Consider the following 20,601-nt stretch of genomic DNA (forward strand, 5'->3'; position numbering starts at 1 on the left):
TTACTTTCACCCAAACTTCAAATCCTCCGTCCAGTCGGTTTCCGTTCCAGATTGCCGAGATTGAACGGAAGGCGAGGTCCAGGCAAACGGACCATCGAATAGCGGATGGAACGTTTAATCCCATTGCCTTGGAGTACGGTTTCATTGTTCCCATGTCGATGTTCCCTTATTTAGTTTAACATCGGATGGGAAATTTATAAAACATCGCCCAGCAATGCTTGCTATCTTAACCATTCTCCCTGGAACATGATAAATCCTTCCGCCTTCTTAATCATGATGGCCTATGCGTTGAAATTATGTACTCCGTCGCCAGTCCTTACTCCCCACCCTAAGCAAGAAAGAAAACGAACGATCACCTCCTCTATCGAAAAAGTACACCGACTAATTGAAATGTATCCCTTCCGTAATGTCTGTAAGCTTGGTTTTCGCTGCAGGAACATCACGGAATGTAATCTCGGTAAGCTTTTGTTTGGATGGTTTGCCTCCCAAACTCATTAGTCGAACAGCCTGGGTTCGTATTGCCTTTTCAATGACGTTCCGCACGTACCGAGCATTGCTAAAGTCTAACCTGCTTTCCTTTTCCAGGTAAATCAACTCCTTCAATCGGTCCATGGCATCTGAGTTGAGATTGTATTCTTTCTCAGAGGCCATTTTCAGCGCAATCAGCATCAGTTCATCCACGGAGTAATCTTCAAAATTGATTTGAATAGGAAATCTGGATGGCAGCCCTGTATTTATTTGCATAAACTCATCCATTTCATCGGGATATCCGGCAAGTATGATAATGACATCGTCAGCACGATCCTCCATCACTTTCACTAAACAATCGATGGCCTCTTTCCCGAAGTCCTTTTCTCCACCCCGAGCCAGACTATAAGCTTCGTCAATGAATAACACTCCCCCCATGGCCTTCTTAACCAAGTCCCTCGTTTTCTGAGCTGTGTGACCAATATATTCCCCCACCAAGTCGGCTCTTTCAACCTCCACGAGATGACCTTTGCTAAGTACGCCCATCCGGTTCAGCATTCTCGAAATGATTCTTGCAACGGTGGTTTTCCCCGTACCCGGGTTGCCTTTGAAAATCATGTGATACACTTGTTTGCTGCTCTTCAGCCCTTCTTCGGCACGGAATTTGTTTATTTGAATGAGCGCATATATTTCGTAAACGAGATCCCTAACCTTATCTAATCCGATCATTTCATCGAGTTCTTTGAAAATATCCGCCACAGATTCATGATGACTATTTGATGGAAGAGGCTCCTCCGCTTGCTCAACATAAGGTTCACCCTGATTCTGAGAATTAAACACGATGTTGATTCTTGATTCGTTTACAGTTATTCTTCTCGTTTTTTCGCCCACAGTCATCACCTCAAGGCTCATTATATGCTCGAAGCTATCGTTATAACTCTGCAATCGAACAAATGCTTTGAACAACAAAACCCCTATTGAGATCTAAATTTCTCATTAGGGGCTTTTGGTTTGGGCATGACGTTCATTTTAATCTGCTGAAATGAAGGCCCATCGTGAAAGCAAGAGGACTTTCCGTGGCAAATGCTGCTGGACGGCAGCCGGACACGTTCCGTTTCATTCAAAGCTGGACGTTTTTGCGGAACTCCCCGTTCTCGAACAAGGATTTGCGATGTTTAAGCGATAACTGGAAATAAGGAAACATGTGTGCATCGATGGCACGCAGCAGCTCCTTCGCCGTTCGATTGGCCAAATCATAGTCGGCGGTCGTGATTTGTTTCCGCGCCAGCGCCTCCTCAAGTTCATCCTCGTCCAACAAAAAGATCTCTCCATCCTTCAGTACAACGACGTCCAGATAAAGGTCATCGAACCAAGGCACGCCTTGATCGGTAATTCCTTGGCTTCTGCATGTATCAATATACCATTCCACGATGCGCTCTTGGTTATCAAACATGGCAGTCACGACAAAATGTTCGCCTTTGGGATAATACTGCAGCCAGGAATACCCTTTGTCTGCAATGCAAAACGTGCTTCCTCCGTAGGTTTTCCACAATGGTTCCTTCAAATCCTGTATCGTGTACAACGTGATGTAGCCTGTAAATATTTTGGATTGCACGAACCGGCATGTAAATTGTCGGTTCGTAATCCGGCGCCAATTTGCGCGATCCCCGAATTTCCGTTTCATACGAACCCCTCTTTGCCGACAACAGGCCCACCTGGCCTGCTCTAATGTGGTGAACAGCGAATAACGTCTGCATGGGAGCGATTCCTGAACATGCTCTGCACGACGTATTACAATAGCTACAGCTTACCATATTTAAGGTATACACTCAAAATCGCATGATCGGAAACAGAAATGCAAAAGGCCCTGTATCCCAAAGCCAATCGGGATGCAGGGCCTTTCATTTCTTCGAATATGTTTCGTTAACCTCCGTTGCCGGCTTGCGGATCGACGACGTTCGGATCTGACTCTACCGTACTGCCGCTATCTCCGCCATCCGGCGTAACAACCTCTCCCGGGATGACGACAGCCCCGTCACTCGAGCCATCCCCATTCCCGCCTGGTTCAGTCGTGCCTTGATCGGGCGGTGGATTGCCGTTGCCGGATTGTCCATCCTGGCTCGGTTCCCCATTATTCCCGTTTCCGTTATTTCCGTTGTTGCCATGTCCATTGCCGTTGTTTCCATTACCGTTATTGCCGTTATTGCCATTATTTCCATTCCCGTTATTGCCATTCCCATTGTTGCCATTGCCGTTATCGGGAAGCTCGCCGCCCGGATTGTCTATTCCCGGCTCCTCCGTCCCCGGATCCAGTCCCGGATCCGTGCCAGGATCAGGCTCCTGCGGCTCCAATTCCTGAGCTTCGATGAAAAGTGAAATGGTGTTGGTAGGTGACGTCTCTACTCCCGTAGACGGGTCATACGCAGTTACGTAGTATTCGTAAGTCAACCCTGGAAGGGCGCTTAAATCCTGCGCATTAGTCGTTCCAACAGCGTCTATGAGGCGTGTGAACTCCGACTCAGACGTCTCTTTACGGTACACCCGGTACTGAGTTTGGGAATCTCCTGATCCGCTCCACGACAACGATACCGTCTGCGTTGCCGGATCATAAGCCCCGCTCAGTCCTGTTACGGACAATTGTGGTGTCTCCGGTTTTTGCACCGGTGGCGCCGTTTTCTCTCCTTCCGGAACGGTAAAGTCCTTGACAGGAACGCCTTTGAGCGCATCGTTCATGACTTTCGCAAAGAACGCAGCGGACAATTTACTGCTGTTTTTGAGCATATGGTTCGCATCCGGATTGTCATATCCCATCCAGACCGCCGCAGTCCATTCCGGCGTGTAACCAACAAACCACACATCCCGGTTGGAACTGTTGCCGGAAATGCCGCTCTGCGTCGTACCCGTTTTGCCGGCAACCGGACGATCCAAACGTGCAGCGCGTCCTGTCCCGTCGTTGACGACGTTCTGCAGCATTTTGGTCAACTCGTAAGCATTGTGCTCACTCATGACTCGCGTCGTTTTGGACTTGTGCTTATAAATCTCTTTGCCGGTACTGTCCACCACCGATTTGATGGAGTACGCTTCCTGATATTCGCCAAGGTTGGCAAAAGCGCTGTAAGCCTGAGCCATTTCAAGCGTATTGGTCCCTTTGCTCAGCCCCCCGAGGGCAATCGCCAGGTTTTTGTCTTGGTCCGTAAGCTGAATGCCCAGCTTCTTGGCAAACTGCACGCCGGTATTGACGCCGATTTTGTCCAAAAGCCATACCGCCGGAATATTTTCCGACTTCGTAATGGCATCGGTCATGCTGATCGTTGACGAATAACCATGCAGGTTTCCCGGGCAGTAGTTGCCGAAACACTGCTTTTGATTGCTGAGCGGAGAATTGGCATTATATTCCCCGGACTCCAGTGCAGGCGCATAAGATACGATCGGTTTGAATGCCGAACCCGGCTGTCTCCGGCTTTGGGTAACGCGGCTGTAACCTTTCGTTTGATAGTCGCGTCCGCCCAGCAAGGCAACCAGGCTTCCGTTTTCATGGTTCATGATCACCATCGACCCCTGCACCTTTTGGTCGTCTTTGCTTTTTTCGAACAGGCTGTCGTCGGAGAAAGCTTTCTCCATCGCCGTTTGGGCCTGCACATCCATGGTCGTGTAAATTTTGTATCCGCCGATGTTCAGATCATCTTCCGTTTTGCCCGTCACTTCTTCGGCTTCACGCAAAACGTAATCGATAAAGGCCTGGTATTTTCTCTCTTTCTCCGGCGGCGTGTAGTCGTAATCGACCGCTTTGGCTTCGTCCATATCCGCTTTGCTGATGTATCCTTGCTCGTACATCAACTGTAACACTACCGCGCGGCGTTCCTTGGACGCTTCCGGATTGCTGAGCGGGTTGTACGCCGATGGTCCTTTGGGCATAGCCGCGAGCGTGGCGATTTGCCACAGCTTCAGTTCTTTCAAATCGGTGACCCCGAAATAAAACTCGGATGCTGCCTTGATCCCGTACCGCTGATGGCCGAAGAAAATCCGGTTCAAGTACATCGTCAAGATTTCGTCTTTCGTAAATTTGCGCTCGAGCGCCATCGCGATGGATACTTCCGTCGCTTTGCGGAAAAACGTTTTGTCGCGCGACAAGAACATGTTTTTGGCCAGCTGCTGGGTCAGCGTACTGCCGCCCTCTACCATCGAGCGGGCCATGACGTCCTTGACGGCCGCACGGCCGATCGCCCAGATGTCGACGCCCTGGTGCTCATAAAATCGTCTGTCTTCCGTAGCCACAAATGCCTCTTTCACAAGCTTCGGAATCTCGTCTCCATCGACCGGCTCCAGTTTTTTGATCGACAGCTCGCCCATCAATTCACCGTTACGGTCGTACACTTTCGACGTTTCGTTGATCGTCGTTTTGTCCATGTTGGCCGTAAGCAGGCGTTCCCCGCTGACCATAATAAATAGATATCCGCCCAGTGCACAGAAAATGGCGATTGCCATTGTAAAAAACAGCGTCCATCCAACACGTTTACCCGTAATTTTTTTCTTTTTAGAGGTCTTTGGTTTCGCTTTATTGGATGACTTGCCACTGTTGTTGTTGCGATTAGACCTCGACAACGGATCGTTTGGCATGTTTCCTCCTGACTCCCTTTCGGTTGCTTGATTTCTATTCGCCTATTGGGCAAGGGCTGACGGCAAGCCTTTTTTGCCCGGAATGAAAAGAACAACCCTTTATTCAGGTTGCTCCGCTTCAAATCCTATACATGTAGACGAAATGGCTGTGAAAAAGGTTTCGCAATTTTTAAGCTTCGCCGTTGTTATCCTGCTGCATCAACGATACGCTGCGTTGCGGCGTGAACGTGGAGATGGCGTGCTTATAGACCATTTGCTGGCGTCCGTCGCTATCGATCACGATTGTGAAATTGTCAAAAGCCTTGATCGTTCCGCGAATTTGGAACCCGTTCGTCAAATATACCGTTGCTGGAATATTTTCCTTCCGCAGTTGGTTTAAGAACGTATCTTGGATGTTGATGGACTTGTTCATTAGCCGTACCCCCATTGGTTCATTTGAATTCATGTTATGGTTCGTATTCAATATCGCTGAGTAGCTTTCGTGCTATTATATCATGAACAGTTTCATATAATCCACAAAAACCCCTTGTCTGTCAACTCGCCCCTCAGCATGAGGCTCATGACGATTAGAAGACTTATCCATTATACACCGCTTGTCACAATTGCAAAAGGGGGGCAAATTTTCAATCGTTCTTCCAGCGTTTCGATGGCCTCCACCGTCCAGAAACCGACGAAAAATGGTCCCCTGGTTCCTGTTTGCAAAAAGAACCCCCATCTTCTCGCCTGGAGAAGACAGAGGCCCAAAGTCCCGATGTTTTTAATAAAATTGTTGCTCGATCCGTGAACGAACCTTCCTGAAATTACCTTCGAAATCCTCGGTGTCCGTAACGTCCACCCACTCGATATCCTTCATGTGCCGGAACCAGGAGAGCTGGCGTTTGGCGAAACGGCGCGTATCCCTTTTCAGCCATTCCACCGCAGCCTCCAAGCTCACCTCGCCCTGCAGGTAAGCGACAATTTCCTTGTACCCCAATCCCTGCATGGAGATGTGTCCAGGACCTACGCCACGTTCCAGCAACGATTTCACCTCGTCAACCAATCCTTGTTCCATCATCAGATCGATCCGTTCTTCTACGCGCGCATACAGCTTTTGCCGATCCATCGTCAGGCCGACAATCAGGAGATCGTACGGGGATATTTTCTGCTGGGAAGCCAACTGCTCGGACCACTTTTGCCCGGTCAAATGAAAAATTTCAAGCGCGCGCACGATGCGGCGCTGGTCGTTCGGATGCAAACGGTCTGCGCTCGCGGGATCAACGGCCCTTAATCGGTCATGCAGCGCTTGAGCCCCATGCTGCTCCGCATAGCGGAATTGCTCATTCCGAAACGCTTCGTCCGATCCGCTGTCCGAAAATTGGAAGCCGTAACAAACCGACTCCACGTACAAGCCGGTGCCGCCCACGATAAACGGCAGCTTGCCGCGCCCATGGATTTCGCCGATCAGACGCGTGCAGCTCTCCTGGAACTCGGCCACGGAATAGGGATACTCGGGATCATGAATATCAATAAGATGGTGGGGAATGCCCTGCATTTCATCCCGGGTAATTTTGGCGGTTCCGATATCCATCTCCCGATAGACCTGCATCGAGTCGCCTGAAATAATTTCGCAATCGAAAGCCTTGGCCAGCTCGATGCTCATTTTGGTTTTTCCTACCGCCGTCGGCCCGACAAGCACAAGCAGCTTCGGTTTAACTTCCGCTTTCAACATGGATCACTCCGTACAGTGTTTTTGCATTGGCCCGATCTAGAACGTCGAAGCCAAGCCTCGTAAATTCGGCGCTGCCGCGCTTTTCCTTCATGACGATTCGCTTGCGGGCAACCCGCTTTGCCTCTTCGATGCTCTCGATGTCCAGCGCGCTCGGATTCGCGTAATCACGCAAAGGCTGGATGGCGCTCGAATCCATCATCGGTTCGCGAAACATCGGGTCAAAATAGACGGTGTCGCAGCTGTTATCCGGCAAGGAGCGCAGCAAATCCAGATGATGGGCATGATGCAGCTCGATCCGGCGGAACGCCTCGTCCACCTCGGGCAGTTTGCTTTCATAGTGGGACATGCCCTCGGCTAACAGCGCGTAGATCGGCAGCGAGCTCTCGCAAGCAATGGTCCTTCCCGTTGGGCCTGCCGCTACCGAAAATACGAGCGCATCCGTCCCGAGTCCGGCTGTGCAGTCGAGGATCGTATCCCCTTGGCGGACCGCTCCGGCATCCAACATCGGATCAGACTCTCCCGCAAGCACGCGCTTCGCCCGGATAAACCCCATGCTGGGATGAAACTCAAGCTGTTCCGCATGTTTGCGATATAGTCGTGCCCTTCCTTGCAGAACAACCAGAATTTCGTTTGCTTGGTATCGGTCGGCCATTTTGGACAGGGACATACTGCCGCGCGGCACATATGTTCCGCCTGTCAATTGCGCCAAGCGGCGAGCGCGTTCCACCAGGGAATCGGCTTGCGTGTCACCGGTTGTAATATACATAACTTCCTCCTAAACAGTCACATGACCCGTTTGAACAATTTTTCCAGATCATACGTTGAAAATGAAACGACGATGGGACGCCCGTGCGGACAAGTGTATGGCTGGCGGCAAGACGCAAGGCGCTGAATCAGCACCTCGGCCTCTTGCTCCGTCAGCTTTTGGTTCGCTTTGATGGATGCTTTGCAGGAGCACATGATGGATGCAGCCTCCCTTAGCTTGCCCACGTCGATGCTGCGTTCACTGAGCACCCATTCGCACATTTCTTCTATAATATCCTTCTCGTCTCCATGCGGGAACCAATATGGATGGGAGCGTACACGGAACGTCTGGCCGCCGAAATGCTCCAGATAAACGCCGGCTTGCTCGAACCAGGCCAACCTGGATTTGATTTTTTCGGTCTCGGAAGGCGTAAATTCCAGCGTGATCGGCAGCAACAGCTCCTGCGAAGCCTGCGCGGGATTACCGAATTTTTCGAAATAATATTCGTAATTCACCCGTTCATGCGCAGCATGTTGGTCGATCAGGTAGAGACCGTCATCGCTTTGCGCGATCAGATACGTGCCATGGTGCTGTCCGATCAGGCTGAGCTCCGGAAACGACGGCACGGCCGCATCGGATTTCAGCGCAGCAGCCAGTTTGTCGACATCCGGCAGCGGCTTGCCCGTTCCGGCATACTCCCGCTGCGCAGCTGGCGAAGGCGGCTGGTAAGCCGGACGGCTTTCTTTCACCGACACCGGCGAAGCCGAAGCTTTGGAACGATAGTCTGCACCTCGGCTATGCTCGGGAGGCTGTGAAGTCGACGGTTTTGCAGATGCAGGCACGATGACTTCGTCCGTCCCTGCCGAGCCGTAGACAGTGGTCTCTTCGGGAGGAACCTCGGGAAGAGGTGCCAACTGGGCCGAGAAATCCAAACGTTCCCCCTCATTCACTTCAGCAGGTGCCTCCAGGTCCATATCCGGATCGACTTCAATGTTCGCACTCTGTCCGGAAGGCTTCGAGGCAACCGCATCCTCGTTCAGGCGAGGCGCTTGAATCCGTTGATCGGGATGGGATTCCGGACGTCCCTCCCCCTCCGCGGGCAGCTCATCTTTGTACGGTGCCCTTGGAAATACAAACTGCTCCTGAATGATGGCCCGATCATCCCCGCGTCTGACCTGTTGTTTCGTGACTTGAGGAATCAGCACTTCTTTGCGCAGAATGCCGCGAAACGTCGTCTCCACGAACTCGTACAGTTCAGTCTCCTTGCTGAACCGCACTTCCAGCTTCGCAGGGTGAACGTTGACGTCCACAAGCGAAGGATGCATGTCCAGCTGTACGACGACGAGCGGGTAACGATTAATAGGCAGAAGGGTATGATATGCCTTGAGAATGGCCTGATTCAGCCCATAATTCCGAATATACCGTCCATTTACAATCGTCGACATGCCGCCCCGATTCGCTCTGGTCCATTCAGGCAGACTGATCAGACCTTTGACGCGGTAATCCAAATTTTCGCCTTCAATCGGCAGCATCGCTTTGGCCGCGCTCGTGCCATAAATGGCTGCCACCACCTGCAGCAGGTCTCCGTTCCCCAGCGTCTGGAGCAACGTGTTGGCATTATGCCGCAGCGTGAACGAAATGTCGGGATGGGACAATGCCATCCGGTACAGCACATCCGAGATGTGCCCCAGCTCGGTTTGAATGGTTTTCATGTATTTGAGCCTGGCCGGCGTGTTATAAAACAGCTCCTTCACCACAAATTCCGTCCCTTGCGGCGAAGCTGCATCCTCGTGCGAGCACAGCTTTCCGCCCTCGATGACAATTTTGCGGCCCCGGCCGTCATCCGCGCTGGCCGTCAGCACCTCGACCTTGGACACGGCCGCGATGCTGGGCAGCGCTTCTCCCCTGAAGCCCAGGCTCGTGATCTGAAACAGATCCCGCCCGTGCGCAATCTTACTCGTGGCATGGCGGTAGAAAGCCGTTTCGAGATCATCCGGCTCAATGCCGGATCCGTTGTCTTTGACCCGAATGCTGAGCAATCCGCCCTCTTCCACGCTCACTTCGATTTTGCTTGCCCCTGCGTCGATCGCATTTTCGAGCAGCTCCTTGACGACCGAGGCCGGGCGTTCAACGACTTCCCCGGCCGCAATCTGGTTGGCAATATGTTCATCCAGCACATGGATTTTCGCCATCGTTTATTCCCCTCCCGCTTGAATCAGGATAATTGCTGGGCTTTGACTTTAAGTTCGTTTAACAGCTGCATCGCCTGAAGCGGGGTCATGTTCATGACATCCACATCCTTCATCTGGCGGATAAGTTCCTGGGTACGCTCATCCGGCACGGAAGCAATCGGTTCAGGGGTGTGCAAAGGCTCCTCTTCATCAAAGATCGAGAGCTGAACCACTTCCTGCCGTCCTTTCCCCTGACGGTCCTTGCCTGTATTGTCCGAAGGTCGGTAGTCCTCCCGAATCACCGATCCGGTCGATCCATTCACTTGCTTCTCATCCCGAAGAATCGAGGATCCGTCGGATGCGGCCTGATCTGTTTCATAACTGGCAGACGGCACGCCACTTGAATTCTTTTCTTTCGCCGCAAGCTCGCTGCCCACCGCAACCTGTGCAGCCGCCTGTTCAAACCCGTGCAGCAGGCCGTTCGCCCTTTCAATGATCGTATCCGGCAATCCGGCGAGACGCGCGCAATAGATGCCGTAACTGCTGCTCGCGGCGCCGGCAATCAGTTTGCGCAGGAAATGAACTTTGTCTCCGCTCTCCTGCACGGCCATGGAGTAGTTGGCCAGCTTGTCCAAACTTTCCTCCAGATGCGCAAGCTCATGGAAATGCGTCGAAACCAGCGCTTTGCAGCCGATCACGTCATGCACGTATTCGATCACCGATTGCGCAATGGCCATGCCTTCGCTCGTGGATGTTCCCCGGCCCAATTCATCGATAATGATCAGACTGCGCGGCGTCGCCTTTTCGGTCATGACCTGAATGTCGGCCATTTCCACCATGAACGTGCTCTGGCCGCCAATCAGATCGTCCGCAGCGCCGATTCGTGTGAAAATGCGGTCCATGATCGGTACTTCCGCTTTGCCCGCAGGAACGAAACAGCCGATTTGAGCCATGATCGAAATCAGCGCCACCTGTCGCATGTACGTGCTCTTGCCGGCCATGTTCGGTCCGGTGATGAGCAGGATGCGCGCAGCGTCCTTCTGGATCGCCGTGCTGTTGGCAATGAACGCATCGGAATGCATCACCGCTTCCACAACCGGATGGCGGCCCTGCTCCACCACAAAATCATAACCGTCCGTCAGCACGGGACGAACGAAGTTGCGCTCTGCGCTGATCGCAGCAAAGGATTGGTACACGTCGATTTCCGCCACTTGCTCAGCCAGTTTCTGCAATCTGGCCACCTGCCGGTTCAACTGGTCACGCAGCTCCGTGAACAAGGCATATTCGATATCGACCATTTTGTCCTGTGCCTCAAGGATCAGCGTTTCTTTTTCCTTCAGCTCCGGCGTAATGAAACGCTCCGCATTGGCAAGCGTCTGCTTCCGTTCATAACGCCCTTCCGGCAGTGCCGACAGGTTCGATTTGGTCACTTCGATGTAATAGCCGAACACTTTGTTATAACCGATTTTCAGCGACCGGATGCCGGTTGCGTCGCGTTCCCTTGCTTCCAGCTCGGCAATCCACTGTTTACCGTTGACAGAGGCTTCGCGCAGCTCATCCAGCCGCTCATGATATCCTGGACGAATAATTCCGCCGTCACGCACGGAAACCGGAGGCTCGTCCACAATGGCGCTCGCGATCGCATCGCGCAGGTCGTTGCAATCGTCCATCACTTCCGCGATATGGCGAAGCGTGGCGGAAGACGAATCCGCACAAAGCCGGCGCAGTGCCGGAACCTTGTCCAACGACATTTTGAGCGCGTTCAGATCCCGTCCGTTCGCGTTGCCGAAGGCGATTCGTCCAACCAAGCGTTCCAAATCGTAAATATCCTTAAGTTCGGCCCGCAGATCCTCGCGCAAAATAAACTGGTTATACAGCGTGTCCACCGCTTCGAGCCGCTCGTTGATCTTCCCTTTTTGCAGCAAAGGTTTGTCGATCCAGCGGCGCAGCATGCGCGCTCCCATGGACGTTTCCGTGCGATCGAGCAACCACAGCAAGGAACCCTTTTTGGAGCGTTCGCGCACGGTTTCAACCAGCTCCAGATTGCGCCGTGTGAACGGGTCCAAAATCATGTAATGATCCGGCTCATAAGCGCTGACCTGCGTCAATTGTCCTAATGAACGTTTTTGCGTTTCATTCAAATAGGAGAACAGCCGCGCGATGCATGTCTGACGCTCAGGCTCGAGACGCGCCCAGACCGCTTCCCCGAACTGCTGGCGCACAAGCTCTTCTTTATTTTTCACCCATGGGGTGTATACGACAGGTCGCCCGATTGGCGATGCTTGGGCAGCCACCTCATCCAGCAGCGCAGCGTCCCCGATCAGCTCGGATGGTTCGTAAATGCCGATTTCGTCCTTAAGCCATTCCTTCGAATAGGGAACCGACGTCACATACAGCTCACCCGTAGACAAATCACATGCCGCAAGCGCAAGCGTGTTCGCATCTCCCGTCAAACAAACGATATAGTTGTTGGACTTGTCCCCGAGCGTTTTGCCCTCCATCACCGTGCCAGGCGTAATAACGCGCACGATTTCTCGCCGCACCATGCCCTTGGTGACCGTCGGATCCTCCATTTGCTCACAAATCGCAACTTTATGCCCCTTCTCGATCAGACGTTGTATGTACCCTTCTGCTGAATGGTACGGCACGCCGCACATCGGAATCTTCTCGTCCGAACCTCCGTTGCGGGCAGTCAACGTGATTTCAAGCTCACGTGCCGCATTAATGGCATCTTCAAAAAACATTTCATAAAAGTCGCCCAGCCTGAAAAAAAGAAAAGCGTCCTGCGCCTCGGCTTTGACTTGCAAATATTGTTGTATCATAGGCGTATACTGAGCCATCGTTATCCTCCATCCGTTGCTGCAAATTGCCAGGAGGGAAGCAGCCGGAAGGTACAATAAAGGCGGTCAGGCACCGATGTGCCGCCGCCTCACGTTTCTTCCATCAGCCGCTCCCCTTACAGGCTCCGATTCTTCCACTTCTTGTTATCTCACGAAATTGACCTATTTTCCATTATATCAAAAACCAAAAAAAGTGCCCATACCTCATGTGCCTGCCCGAATATTCCATAACTTGCGAATATCACGGCTCTCATCCCAGGTGTTTCCTTCTCTCATATGAGCGACCAGCGGAGCGACATACCGTTCGTAACGCCCGTAATCGCTCAATGCGGTCAAATCGTTCAGCAGCGAAGGAAGCTGCTGTCCCAGCACCTCCCGCCTCGCACTGTAAAAAGCGGCATGCACGGCCGCCCCTGCGAGCGGACGCTGGCGCAGCCTTCTGTAATTGGAAGCGATCAGGCCTGCGAGGCCAACCACCCCCTTTGCCACCAACGGAGAAACCAGAAAACTCGGCAAGGTCCGGTACTCGAAGCCTCCATGGGATTTCAGGCGGAAATCGCCGAGGGCTCCGTAACGCGGACGCCGGGCATCGCCGCGAGGATCCTGCAGCATGGCAAGCGGCAAAGCCAAATAGTTGTCGAGCGTCCGCAGCAGCTCCCCGTTCAGCGTTATGCTGCTGAAATGAACGTGTCCGCCGAGCGGAAGACCCCGCTGCGGCATGCTCCCCGCCTGCCAGATCAACGTATGGTCCGTAATGCTGCGCGAAGCCGATCCGAACGCCCGCAGCAGATGAGCAATCAGTTCCCGCGGTTCCGAGCTCGGCTCGGGCCGAAGCTCTGCCACCGGATATACGCGTCTGCCGCCGATCGTTACGGCATCGCACCCGGCTTGCCCGGTACGCTCCAAAAACCTGGAGGCCGGCACAATTTTGGCTTCGGGCATCTGCACCAGCAGAAATTCCGGATCCATGCCGAGGACAGGCGACACTTCGTTTGCCTGCTCCTCGTCCAAAGCCGTTTGATGCTGCTTCCATGCTTCCCGGTACAGGGGGGTAAGCTCTGTCCATCCTTTCCATGGACGGGGGTCAATCGATACGACGCTGCAGCCATTCCTGCCCCCCGCTTCCAGCCGGACCTCTCCGTGGTCCAGTCCCAGGGCATACAGCGTCTTGACTGCCATGCGCTCCAATCTTCGAAATAACGTCGGGGCGTCGTCCCGTTCCAACAAACTCTCCCGCAGCCTGCTCGCATCGCCGGTATCCCTGCGTTTGATGCGGATCGCCTGGAGGCAGCAAATGTGTACTTCATAGGCTGCGCGCAAACCCGGGCCGCGAATCTGCTTGCTGCGACCGGCAAGATAATCGATGCCGGATCGCTCAAGCCGACCGGACCGTTCGGCCAGGGTCATTTTTTCGTAACGCTGTACGGCCGACTCGGCCTCATCCATCACATGCATGCCCCTTCTCCTCTTTCGCCCGCAAATTGATAACCATCCCGTTCATCAGGCCAACTCCCTTTTCGGGTGAACACAAATAATTAAAAAAAGAGGGCTTCCGCCCTCTCATTGCCGCTTGCGGCGCATAAGATACATTAACTTCAAAATGAGTGATCCCCTCACGCGGCGGCTTCGGCCAACTTACAGTTCGTCATCCAGCAAATCGGGATCGAGATCGTCATAGTCTCCATCGGCGCTGTTGAAGTCATAATCCTTGTCTTCGTAATCCCCGCAGCCCTCGGTGCACACTTTCACGCACACCTTGGTTTCGGCGATCAATTCAACAGCGAATTCCCGCTCCACCCGGATGATGACGCTGCCGCCCCCCGCCGACACCGCGGCCTCCACACAGCTAGGCTCCTGCGTTGCCTCCGCAGACACCTCAACCGTGGACGCCCGGTGTTTGGAATCCAGATACGACAATGGCACAAGTTCTACATAGGACACCGTCTCTTTGGCTACATCTGTCTGCGAGTTCTGGTCATAGGAATACCAGATGTTGATATCGTAAGTACCAATAACTTCAATTCCGTCTCCCGCTGATACGGCTTCATACTGGTGGTTGATAATCCAAGCCCCCAAAATGCTTGTCGGACCATTTGGCGGAGTCACGGTATGTGTTACGGTAGAGAACTTACGACCCTTGCCGCAGATCGCTTTCGTAATGATCTCTCTACATTGATGTTTATGACTCAATGACATCTCTAAACCTCCTCCATGCAATCATTCACTACAAGTGTATGCAGGGCATCCGTCTAGGGTGACAACTATTTTCTATTATTCGTTTGTAGAGTGGACACGGTCGGCGATCGGCGAAGGCGCTTTGTCTTTCTTCGCGATTTTCAGATACAACGCGAGTTCGCGGCACAATTGCAGAATGGCCGAACGAATCTCGAATTCTTCCCTTGTATCCGGCAGCTCCATCCTCCTAAATTCCTCTTGCACTTCGGCCAACAATTTTTCCGTCCGTCCGGTATAGGATTCCGTCAACACGTCCTGGCTGAGCTGTTCGAACAGCTCGGCAACCATCTCGGCATGCGGCATTTTCTGATAAACTTGCGAGACTAGATGCATCATATGCTGAATGGAATCCAGCTGCGTTTTGCGCATATAAAAGTATACGCTCCAGCCCTCGTTGGGATGAATCACCTGGTTTTCCAACGAACGCTTGGCCGCTTCTATGCCTCCAAGCACCGCTTTGTCCGCTTCGATCAGTTCCTTGCCTGCCCACACCTCGTTCGGATTGCGCAGCGTCGTGGCAAACTCCTTGAAAATGATCGAAAACAACTCGTCGATCCGTTTGCGGATGCGGAGCATTTGCGGATCTGCCGCAGGCATGTAGGCCAGGTTGACCACCATCGCGGAACCAAGACCGATCAGGAGCAGCCCGATTTGGACAAGGATGACGTGCAGATCCATTTCCCCGCCGCTGAACACGCGGAACACTACGACGGATCCCGTGACGATGCCTTCTTTGAACCCGGCCCTGACGATCACCGGAAAGGCAGCTAATATGTAAATGGCCAATACCCAGTAGTGGAATCCTAATACGTGAAAAAGTACACTTGCAAACAGGAGCCCTACCACGGACGCGAAGAACCGCGCGGAAATGGTCCGAATGCTCCTTTTGCGCGTGACGTCAACGCCAAGTATGGCCAGCAAACCTGCCGAAGTTGGTCCAGGCAAGCCGAACCCGTCCGCAATCAGAACAGCCATCAGAGCTGCGATTGCGGTTTTGATTACCCTAAAACCCATTTCTAAATGTCCTCTCCTCTTAGCTGCACATATGTCCCGGCCAGCTTTCATCCCCTAAATCAGGCGGGCGGAATCCGTTCCGGCTCTTTTGAAACAAGATAAACGGAGTCAACCGACATGCACAGCATGCCGGCAACACAACAATGCGCCCCGGAACAGGGACGCTGGCAAAAGATTGATGCGGCGAAAGCGCTCAAGCCACGTTGTCCATCGCCGCATCCATTCCGGACTGCGCGGAATATTCGTCATCGTTATGGTACTTGATTTTAAGTTTTCGGGCAACGTGACACCTTCTGTGAAATTCGGTACATATCATTGGCGTCCTGCCAGCAATTTGCGCTCTACGTATACGACCATCTGATACATTGCGGTAGCTACCGCTGCAATGATGAGCAAGCTCGAAAGCACCAGCGTGAAATTGAACACTTGAAAACCATAAATGATCAAATACCCAAGCCCCTGTTTGGCGACCAAAAATTCTCCGACGATGACGCCCACCCACGCCATGCCCACGTTCACCTTTAAGGTGGAAACGATCGCCGGATATGAAGCCGGAAGCACCACTTTGGCAAAAATTTCGGATCTGCTTCCTCCAAAAGTACGGATGACTTTAATGTAATTGTCGTCGACTTCATTAAAACTATTATAGACAACAAGGGTGGTAATGATCACCGTAATCGATAAAGTCGTCATTACGATCGCCGTAAAGCCCGCGCCAAACATGACGATAAAAATGGGACCAAGCGCAACCTTCGGCATGCTGTTGAACACGACCATGTACGGATCGAGCACTTTGGACAGAAAAGGGGACCACCAGATCAGCACGGCAAGCAGGGTTCCGACAAGCGTACCCAGTAAAAAACCCACTGCCGTTTCACCTACGGTAACCGCCAGATGCGTCCACAACTCTCCGCTGACCGCATCTTTGCCGATCTGGCTGAATATTTTGCTCGGATAACTGAACAGCAGCACGTCAATCCAGCGCAGCCGCCCGGCCAATTCCCACAATACAAACATGGCTACCAGCAATGCCAGTTGTACGGCAAGCACTTTACGGCGCCATGCCGACACCTGCCGCAGGTGCCCTTGATGCAATTCTCGCAGCCATGTTTCCCGGATCCGCGGTTTCTCTTCGGTCTGATTCACCTGCTTTGCTCACCTCCTCCGGACTGATCCAATTCGTTCCACAACGCTTGAAAAAGCTCGTTGAATTCTTCCTGTTCCCTTGCATAAAAAGGCTGGACATTTCGGATGGCGTCCGGGATGACAAATTCCCGCCGAATTCGGCCGGGATTCCGGTCCAGCACGATGACCCGGTCGCTGACGGCAATGGCTTCCGACAGGTCATGCGTTACGAGCACTGACGTCTTGCCGGTTTGTTTCAACGTATCGGATACCAGATCCTCCAGCTGCAGCTTCGTTTGATAGTCGAGCGCGGAGAACGGTTCATCCAATAAAAGCAGCCCGGGTTCCGTCGCCAGCGTGCGAACAAGGGCTACGCGCTGCCTCATACCGCCTGACAGTTCCGAGGGATATTGATTTTCCGTGCCGGAAAGCCCCATGCCGGCCAAAAGTTCGCGCGTCCGCGCACGGCTGCGCTCATCAAGCCGGCCCGTTAATTCAAGCCCGATCAAAGCATTGTCCAGAATCGTGCGCCATGGAAACAGATAATCCTGCTGCAGCATGTAGCCAATATGCGCCGAGGGACCGTCTACGAGCCTGCCTTTGACGTTTACTTCCCCTGAAGTAGGCACCAATAGCCCTGCGATGATGGATAACAGCGTCGTTTTGCCGCAACCGCTTGGCCCGACCAGGCTCACGAATTCTCCCTGCTCGACCTGAAGATTCAAATCTTCAAGGACCAGGGAAGCTTCCCGCTCACTCACGTAAACTTGCGAAACGCCTTGCAATCGTATCATTGGTTCGGATTCAGGCATCGGCAATCACTTCCTTTCCCGAACTCCGAATCACTTGGAAGACGAAGCCGACTCGGCATAAGCATTGTCCACGATCGCTTCCAACGCTACCCGCTCTTTCAGCTCGCCTGCCGCGCTCATCACGTCAAGCAGGTTATTCCATTCGCCTTCGTCGATCATCGGATCGGTAGCATATGTTCCCTGTTGCTTGTATCGATCCACGCTGCTGACGAGAATGGCCGGATCGATGTCCTTGAAAAATGGCGCAATGACTTCGGCGATTTCTTCGGCTGAATGGGATTCGACCCACAACTGTGCTTGATGCAATCCGTTTGTGAATTTTTGGATCATATCGCTTTTTTCGTTCAAGTAGCTTTTTTTGGTCATAAACACCGTATAAGGCAATTGGCCGCTCTCCGTTCCGAAGGAGGCAACGACCTTGCCGCGCCCTTCCTGCTCGAAGATCGAAGCCTGGGGCTCGAACAGCTGCACGAAATCTCCCGTGCCTGAAGCAAATGCAGAGGCAATGTTTGCGAAATCGACGTTCTGGATCAAATGCAGATCGGCATGCGGGTTAATGCCGTGTTTGTTCATCGCGAACTCCCCTGCCATTTGCGGCATGCCGCCCTTGCGTTGACCCAGAAATTCGGATCCTTTCAACTGTTCCCAGTCGAAGCTGCCTGCGGCATCCCTGGCAAACAGGAACGTTCCGTCCGTCTGCGTAACCTGGGCGAAATTGATCACCGGATCCTCTGCGCCTTGTTGATACACGTAGATGGACGTCTCGGCGCCAACGAGCGCGATATCCACCGATCCTGCAAGCAGCGCCGCCATCGTTTTGTCGCCGCCGGCCGTCGTCTGAATTTCCACATCCAGTCCCTGCTCTTCGAAAAAGCCTTGGGCTGCCGCGACGTATTGCGGGGCATAGAACACGGAACGCGTGACCTCGCCGATCGTGATTTTGGCTTCGTTACCGTTTTGCCTGCAACTTGTCAGCGCCACGATGATAATCAGCAATATGACGATGGCCCGGATAAACCAGGGCGTATATTTCATGCTTTTCCCTCCTTTTCGTGTGCGGTTTGTTCTCTCTACCATCAATATGCGCTCGCCCATCAAAATGTTAAGAACTCGGGTACGGCAAAAGAAGGGATTCCGCCACCGGTGTTCATCGCCTACCGGTAGCACAAAAAAAGCCTGACATGAGATGTTCTCACGTCAGGCTTTTCCTTGAATGGACGAATGTCCTTACAGGTTGTAAATTTCCGTGTATTTCGCTTCCAGATAATCGGCCAGATAGTCCGGGTTCAGCTCCTCGCCCGTAATGGCGAGAATCAACTCCGAAGGTTTGCGGCTTCTGCCGTAACGGTAGATTTTGTCCGTGAGCCATTCCTTGATCGGAATCAGGTTGCCTGCGGCCACCAGTTCATCGAATTCGGGGAGCTCTTTGCGGAGGGTATGTACGATTTGGGCGGCATACATGTTGCCCAGCGAATAGGAAGCAAAATATCCGAAATCGCCGCCCGACCAGTGAACATCCTGAAGGACGCCCAGACCGTCGTTCGGCGGAACGATGCCGAGATACTCCTCGTATTTGGCGTTCCATGTTTCGGGCAGGTCCTGCATAGAAAGCCCCTCGTTAAACAGCATTTTCTCGATTTCATAACGAATGATGATGTGCAGATTGTAGGTCAATTCATCCGCTTCAATGCGAATCAGCGAGCTTTCCACCCGATTGATCGCACGATAGAAATCTTCCAGCTCCACCTCGGCCAGCTGAGGGAAATGCTGCTGCAAATCTTTGTAATAACGCGTCCAGAACGCACGGCTGCGGCCGATCATATTTTCCCATAGACGGGACTGCGATTCATGAATGCCCATCGAGGTGCCTTCCGCGAGCAGCGTGCCTTCCAGGCTTGCATCAATGTTTTGCTCGTAAAGTGCGTGTCCGCCTTCATGCAAGGAACTGAAAATGGCGCTTGTCACGTCGTCCTGCAAATAGTTCGTCGTGATGCGAACGTCCCCGGGATTAAGTCCGGTTGCGAACGGATGAACGCTTTCGTCCAGTCTGCCTGCTTCAAAGTCGTACCCCATTTGACCCAGAATAAAGAGGCTGAATTTTTCTTGCTGCTCCTTGTCGAACAACTGGTCCAGGAAATCGGTTTTGGGTTGGTTCGGCGAAGCGTTGATTTTCTCCTGCAGCGGCACAAGACGTGCCTTCAGCCGATCAAATACGGCATCTACCTTTTCCACCGTAAGGTCCGGCTCGTACATATCCAGCAGCGTATCGTAACGCGTGGCCTTTACGCCCCAATAGTCGATGAACTCCTGTTTCATCTTCACGATGTCTGTCAAATAGGGCGCAAAACCCGCAAAATCGCTATTATGTTTGGCATCTTCCCAAGCGGTTTCCGACTTGGCGGCAAGTACGGCATAAGCCTGTACCTTTTCCGGCGGCACGGACTGGCTTCGTTCATATTCCTTTTTGCAGTCCTCAACCATGCGGCGGTCTATGTCCTCGAGCTTTTCCCATGCGTCTTTATGAGTCAACGCGTCGAGCAGGGATTTCATCTCTGCAGAAGTTTGCAATTTGAATGCTTCGGTGGATAACATGCCAATCGTTTCGGATCGGGTCGGAACGCCTTTTTTGGGCGCACCCGTGCGCAGATCCCAATGCAGCAGGCCGATCGCCTCGTGATAACTTTTAATTTTGCGAACCAATTCATGGAATGAATCCAGCTGTTTCTGTGTATTTTCGTCCATAATGGGCCGTCACCTCTCCAAAAATATTTGCATCCCCTATTGATGATACTTTTTGCAATGCGTATAATCAACTTTTAACAGATGCAATTTTTAATATGCCCTTGTTGGGCGGAATACCAGTGCA

15 protein-coding genes are annotated in these 20,601 nt (G+C 52.7%); all 15 read right to left on the reverse strand.

The window, feature by feature from the left end:
- Positions 1-381 precede the first annotated feature (381 nt).
- On the reverse strand, positions 382-1,380 hold the full coding sequence (locus SNR34_RS19120; protein ID WP_486179950.1) for an AAA family ATPase: 999 nt from the start codon (positions 1,378-1,380) through the stop codon (positions 382-384).
- Positions 1,381-1,588: 208 nt separating this feature from the next.
- Positions 1,589-2,152, reverse strand: coding sequence for a ribonuclease FAU-1 family protein (locus SNR34_RS19125; protein WP_236412153.1), 564 nt, complete (start codon positions 2,150-2,152; stop codon positions 1,589-1,591).
- A gap of 239 nt (positions 2,153-2,391) precedes the next feature.
- Positions 2,392-5,085: a transglycosylase domain-containing protein gene (locus SNR34_RS19130; protein ID WP_486179951.1), complete on the reverse strand. Its 2,694-nt coding sequence runs from the start codon at positions 5,083-5,085 to the stop codon at positions 2,392-2,394.
- A gap of 169 nt (positions 5,086-5,254) precedes the next feature.
- The gene (gene hfq / locus SNR34_RS19135; protein WP_056689929.1) at positions 5,255-5,497 is read right to left on the reverse strand and encodes an RNA chaperone Hfq; all 243 of its coding nucleotides are present in this window, start codon (positions 5,495-5,497) and stop codon (positions 5,255-5,257) included.
- A gap of 345 nt (positions 5,498-5,842) precedes the next feature.
- Positions 5,843-6,793 carry a tRNA (adenosine(37)-N6)-dimethylallyltransferase MiaA gene (gene miaA / locus SNR34_RS19140; RefSeq protein WP_236412149.1) on the reverse strand — a complete coding sequence of 317 codons (951 nt, stop codon included), beginning with the start codon at positions 6,791-6,793 and terminating at the stop codon, positions 5,843-5,845.
- Positions 6,774-7,559, reverse strand: a complete 786-nt coding sequence (locus SNR34_RS19145) for a class I SAM-dependent methyltransferase (protein WP_486179952.1) — start codon at positions 7,557-7,559, stop codon at positions 6,774-6,776. Before SNR34_RS19145 ends, miaA begins: the two co-directional genes overlap by 20 nt.
- 17 nt (positions 7,560-7,576) lie before the next feature.
- Entirely contained in the window at positions 7,577-9,730 is a 2,154-nt protein-coding gene (mutL, locus tag SNR34_RS19150) for a DNA mismatch repair endonuclease MutL (RefSeq protein ID WP_486179953.1), read from the reverse strand.
- A gap of 23 nt (positions 9,731-9,753) precedes the next feature.
- A complete protein-coding gene (gene mutS / locus SNR34_RS19155; protein ID WP_486179954.1) occupies positions 9,754-12,549 on the reverse strand; it encodes a DNA mismatch repair protein MutS in 2,796 nt (931 codons plus the stop codon).
- A gap of 204 nt (positions 12,550-12,753) precedes the next feature.
- Positions 12,754-14,004 (reverse strand): putative amidoligase domain-containing protein, encoded by a 1,251-nt coding sequence (locus tag SNR34_RS19160; RefSeq protein ID WP_486179955.1) that lies wholly within the window; start codon positions 14,002-14,004, stop codon positions 12,754-12,756.
- 180 nt (positions 14,005-14,184) lie between these two features.
- Positions 14,185-14,745, reverse strand: a complete 561-nt coding sequence (locus SNR34_RS19165) for an outer spore coat protein CotE (RefSeq protein ID WP_236412140.1) — start codon at positions 14,743-14,745, stop codon at positions 14,185-14,187.
- Positions 14,746-14,820: 75 nt separating this feature from the next.
- The gene (locus SNR34_RS19170) at positions 14,821-15,798 is read right to left on the reverse strand and encodes an aromatic acid exporter family protein (RefSeq protein ID WP_236412138.1); all 978 of its coding nucleotides are present in this window, start codon (positions 15,796-15,798) and stop codon (positions 14,821-14,823) included.
- A gap of 312 nt (positions 15,799-16,110) precedes the next feature.
- Entirely contained in the window at positions 16,111-16,902 is a 792-nt protein-coding gene (locus tag SNR34_RS19175; protein WP_445259804.1) for an ABC transporter permease, read from the reverse strand.
- A 38-nt stretch (positions 16,903-16,940) separates the two neighbouring features.
- Positions 16,941-17,717, reverse strand: a complete 777-nt coding sequence (locus SNR34_RS19180) for an ABC transporter ATP-binding protein (RefSeq protein ID WP_486179956.1) — start codon at positions 17,715-17,717, stop codon at positions 16,941-16,943.
- A 48-nt stretch (positions 17,718-17,765) separates the two neighbouring features.
- Positions 17,766-18,770: an ABC transporter substrate-binding protein gene (locus tag SNR34_RS19185; protein ID WP_236412133.1), complete on the reverse strand. Its 1,005-nt coding sequence runs from the start codon at positions 18,768-18,770 to the stop codon at positions 17,766-17,768.
- Positions 18,771-18,962: 192 nt separating this feature from the next.
- Positions 18,963-20,477, reverse strand: coding sequence for a carboxypeptidase M32 (locus tag SNR34_RS19190; RefSeq protein ID WP_486179957.1), 1,515 nt, complete (start codon positions 20,475-20,477; stop codon positions 18,963-18,965).
- Between the last annotated feature and the right edge of the window lie 124 nt (positions 20,478-20,601).

It is taken from the genome of Paenibacillus sp. XP01 (assembly GCF_057364885.1).

Excerpts from the sequence above, each read along its gene's own strand:
- SNR34_RS19120 (WP_486179950.1), bottom strand. The coding sequence starts at position 1,380 with ATGAGCCTTGAGGTGATGACTGTGGGCGAAAAAACGAGAAGAATAACT.
- SNR34_RS19125 (WP_236412153.1), bottom strand. The coding sequence starts at position 2,152 with ATGAAACGGAAATTCGGGGATCGCGCAAATTGGCGCCGGATTACGAAC.
- SNR34_RS19130 (WP_486179951.1), bottom strand. The coding sequence starts at position 5,085 with ATGCCAAACGATCCGTTGTCGAGGTCTAATCGCAACAACAACAGTGGC.
- hfq (WP_056689929.1), bottom strand. The coding sequence starts at position 5,497 with ATGAACAAGTCCATCAACATCCAAGATACGTTCTTAAACCAACTGCGG.
- miaA (WP_236412149.1), bottom strand. The coding sequence starts at position 6,793 with ATGTTGAAAGCGGAAGTTAAACCGAAGCTGCTTGTGCTTGTCGGGCCG.
- SNR34_RS19145 (WP_486179952.1), bottom strand. The coding sequence starts at position 7,559 with ATGTATATTACAACCGGTGACACGCAAGCCGATTCCCTGGTGGAACGC.
- mutL (WP_486179953.1), bottom strand. The coding sequence starts at position 9,730 with ATGGCGAAAATCCATGTGCTGGATGAACATATTGCCAACCAGATTGCG.
- mutS (WP_486179954.1), bottom strand. The coding sequence starts at position 12,549 with ATGGCTCAGTATACGCCTATGATACAACAATATTTGCAAGTCAAAGCC.
- SNR34_RS19160 (WP_486179955.1), bottom strand. The coding sequence starts at position 14,004 with ATGCATGTGATGGATGAGGCCGAGTCGGCCGTACAGCGTTACGAAAAA.
- SNR34_RS19165 (WP_236412140.1), bottom strand. The coding sequence starts at position 14,745 with ATGTCATTGAGTCATAAACATCAATGTAGAGAGATCATTACGAAAGCG.
- SNR34_RS19170 (WP_236412138.1), bottom strand. The coding sequence starts at position 15,798 with ATGGGTTTTAGGGTAATCAAAACCGCAATCGCAGCTCTGATGGCTGTT.
- SNR34_RS19180 (WP_486179956.1), bottom strand. The coding sequence starts at position 17,717 with ATGATACGATTGCAAGGCGTTTCGCAAGTTTACGTGAGTGAGCGGGAA.
- SNR34_RS19185 (WP_236412133.1), bottom strand. The coding sequence starts at position 18,770 with ATGAAATATACGCCCTGGTTTATCCGGGCCATCGTCATATTGCTGATT.
- SNR34_RS19190 (WP_486179957.1), bottom strand. The coding sequence starts at position 20,477 with ATGGACGAAAATACACAGAAACAGCTGGATTCATTCCATGAATTGGTT.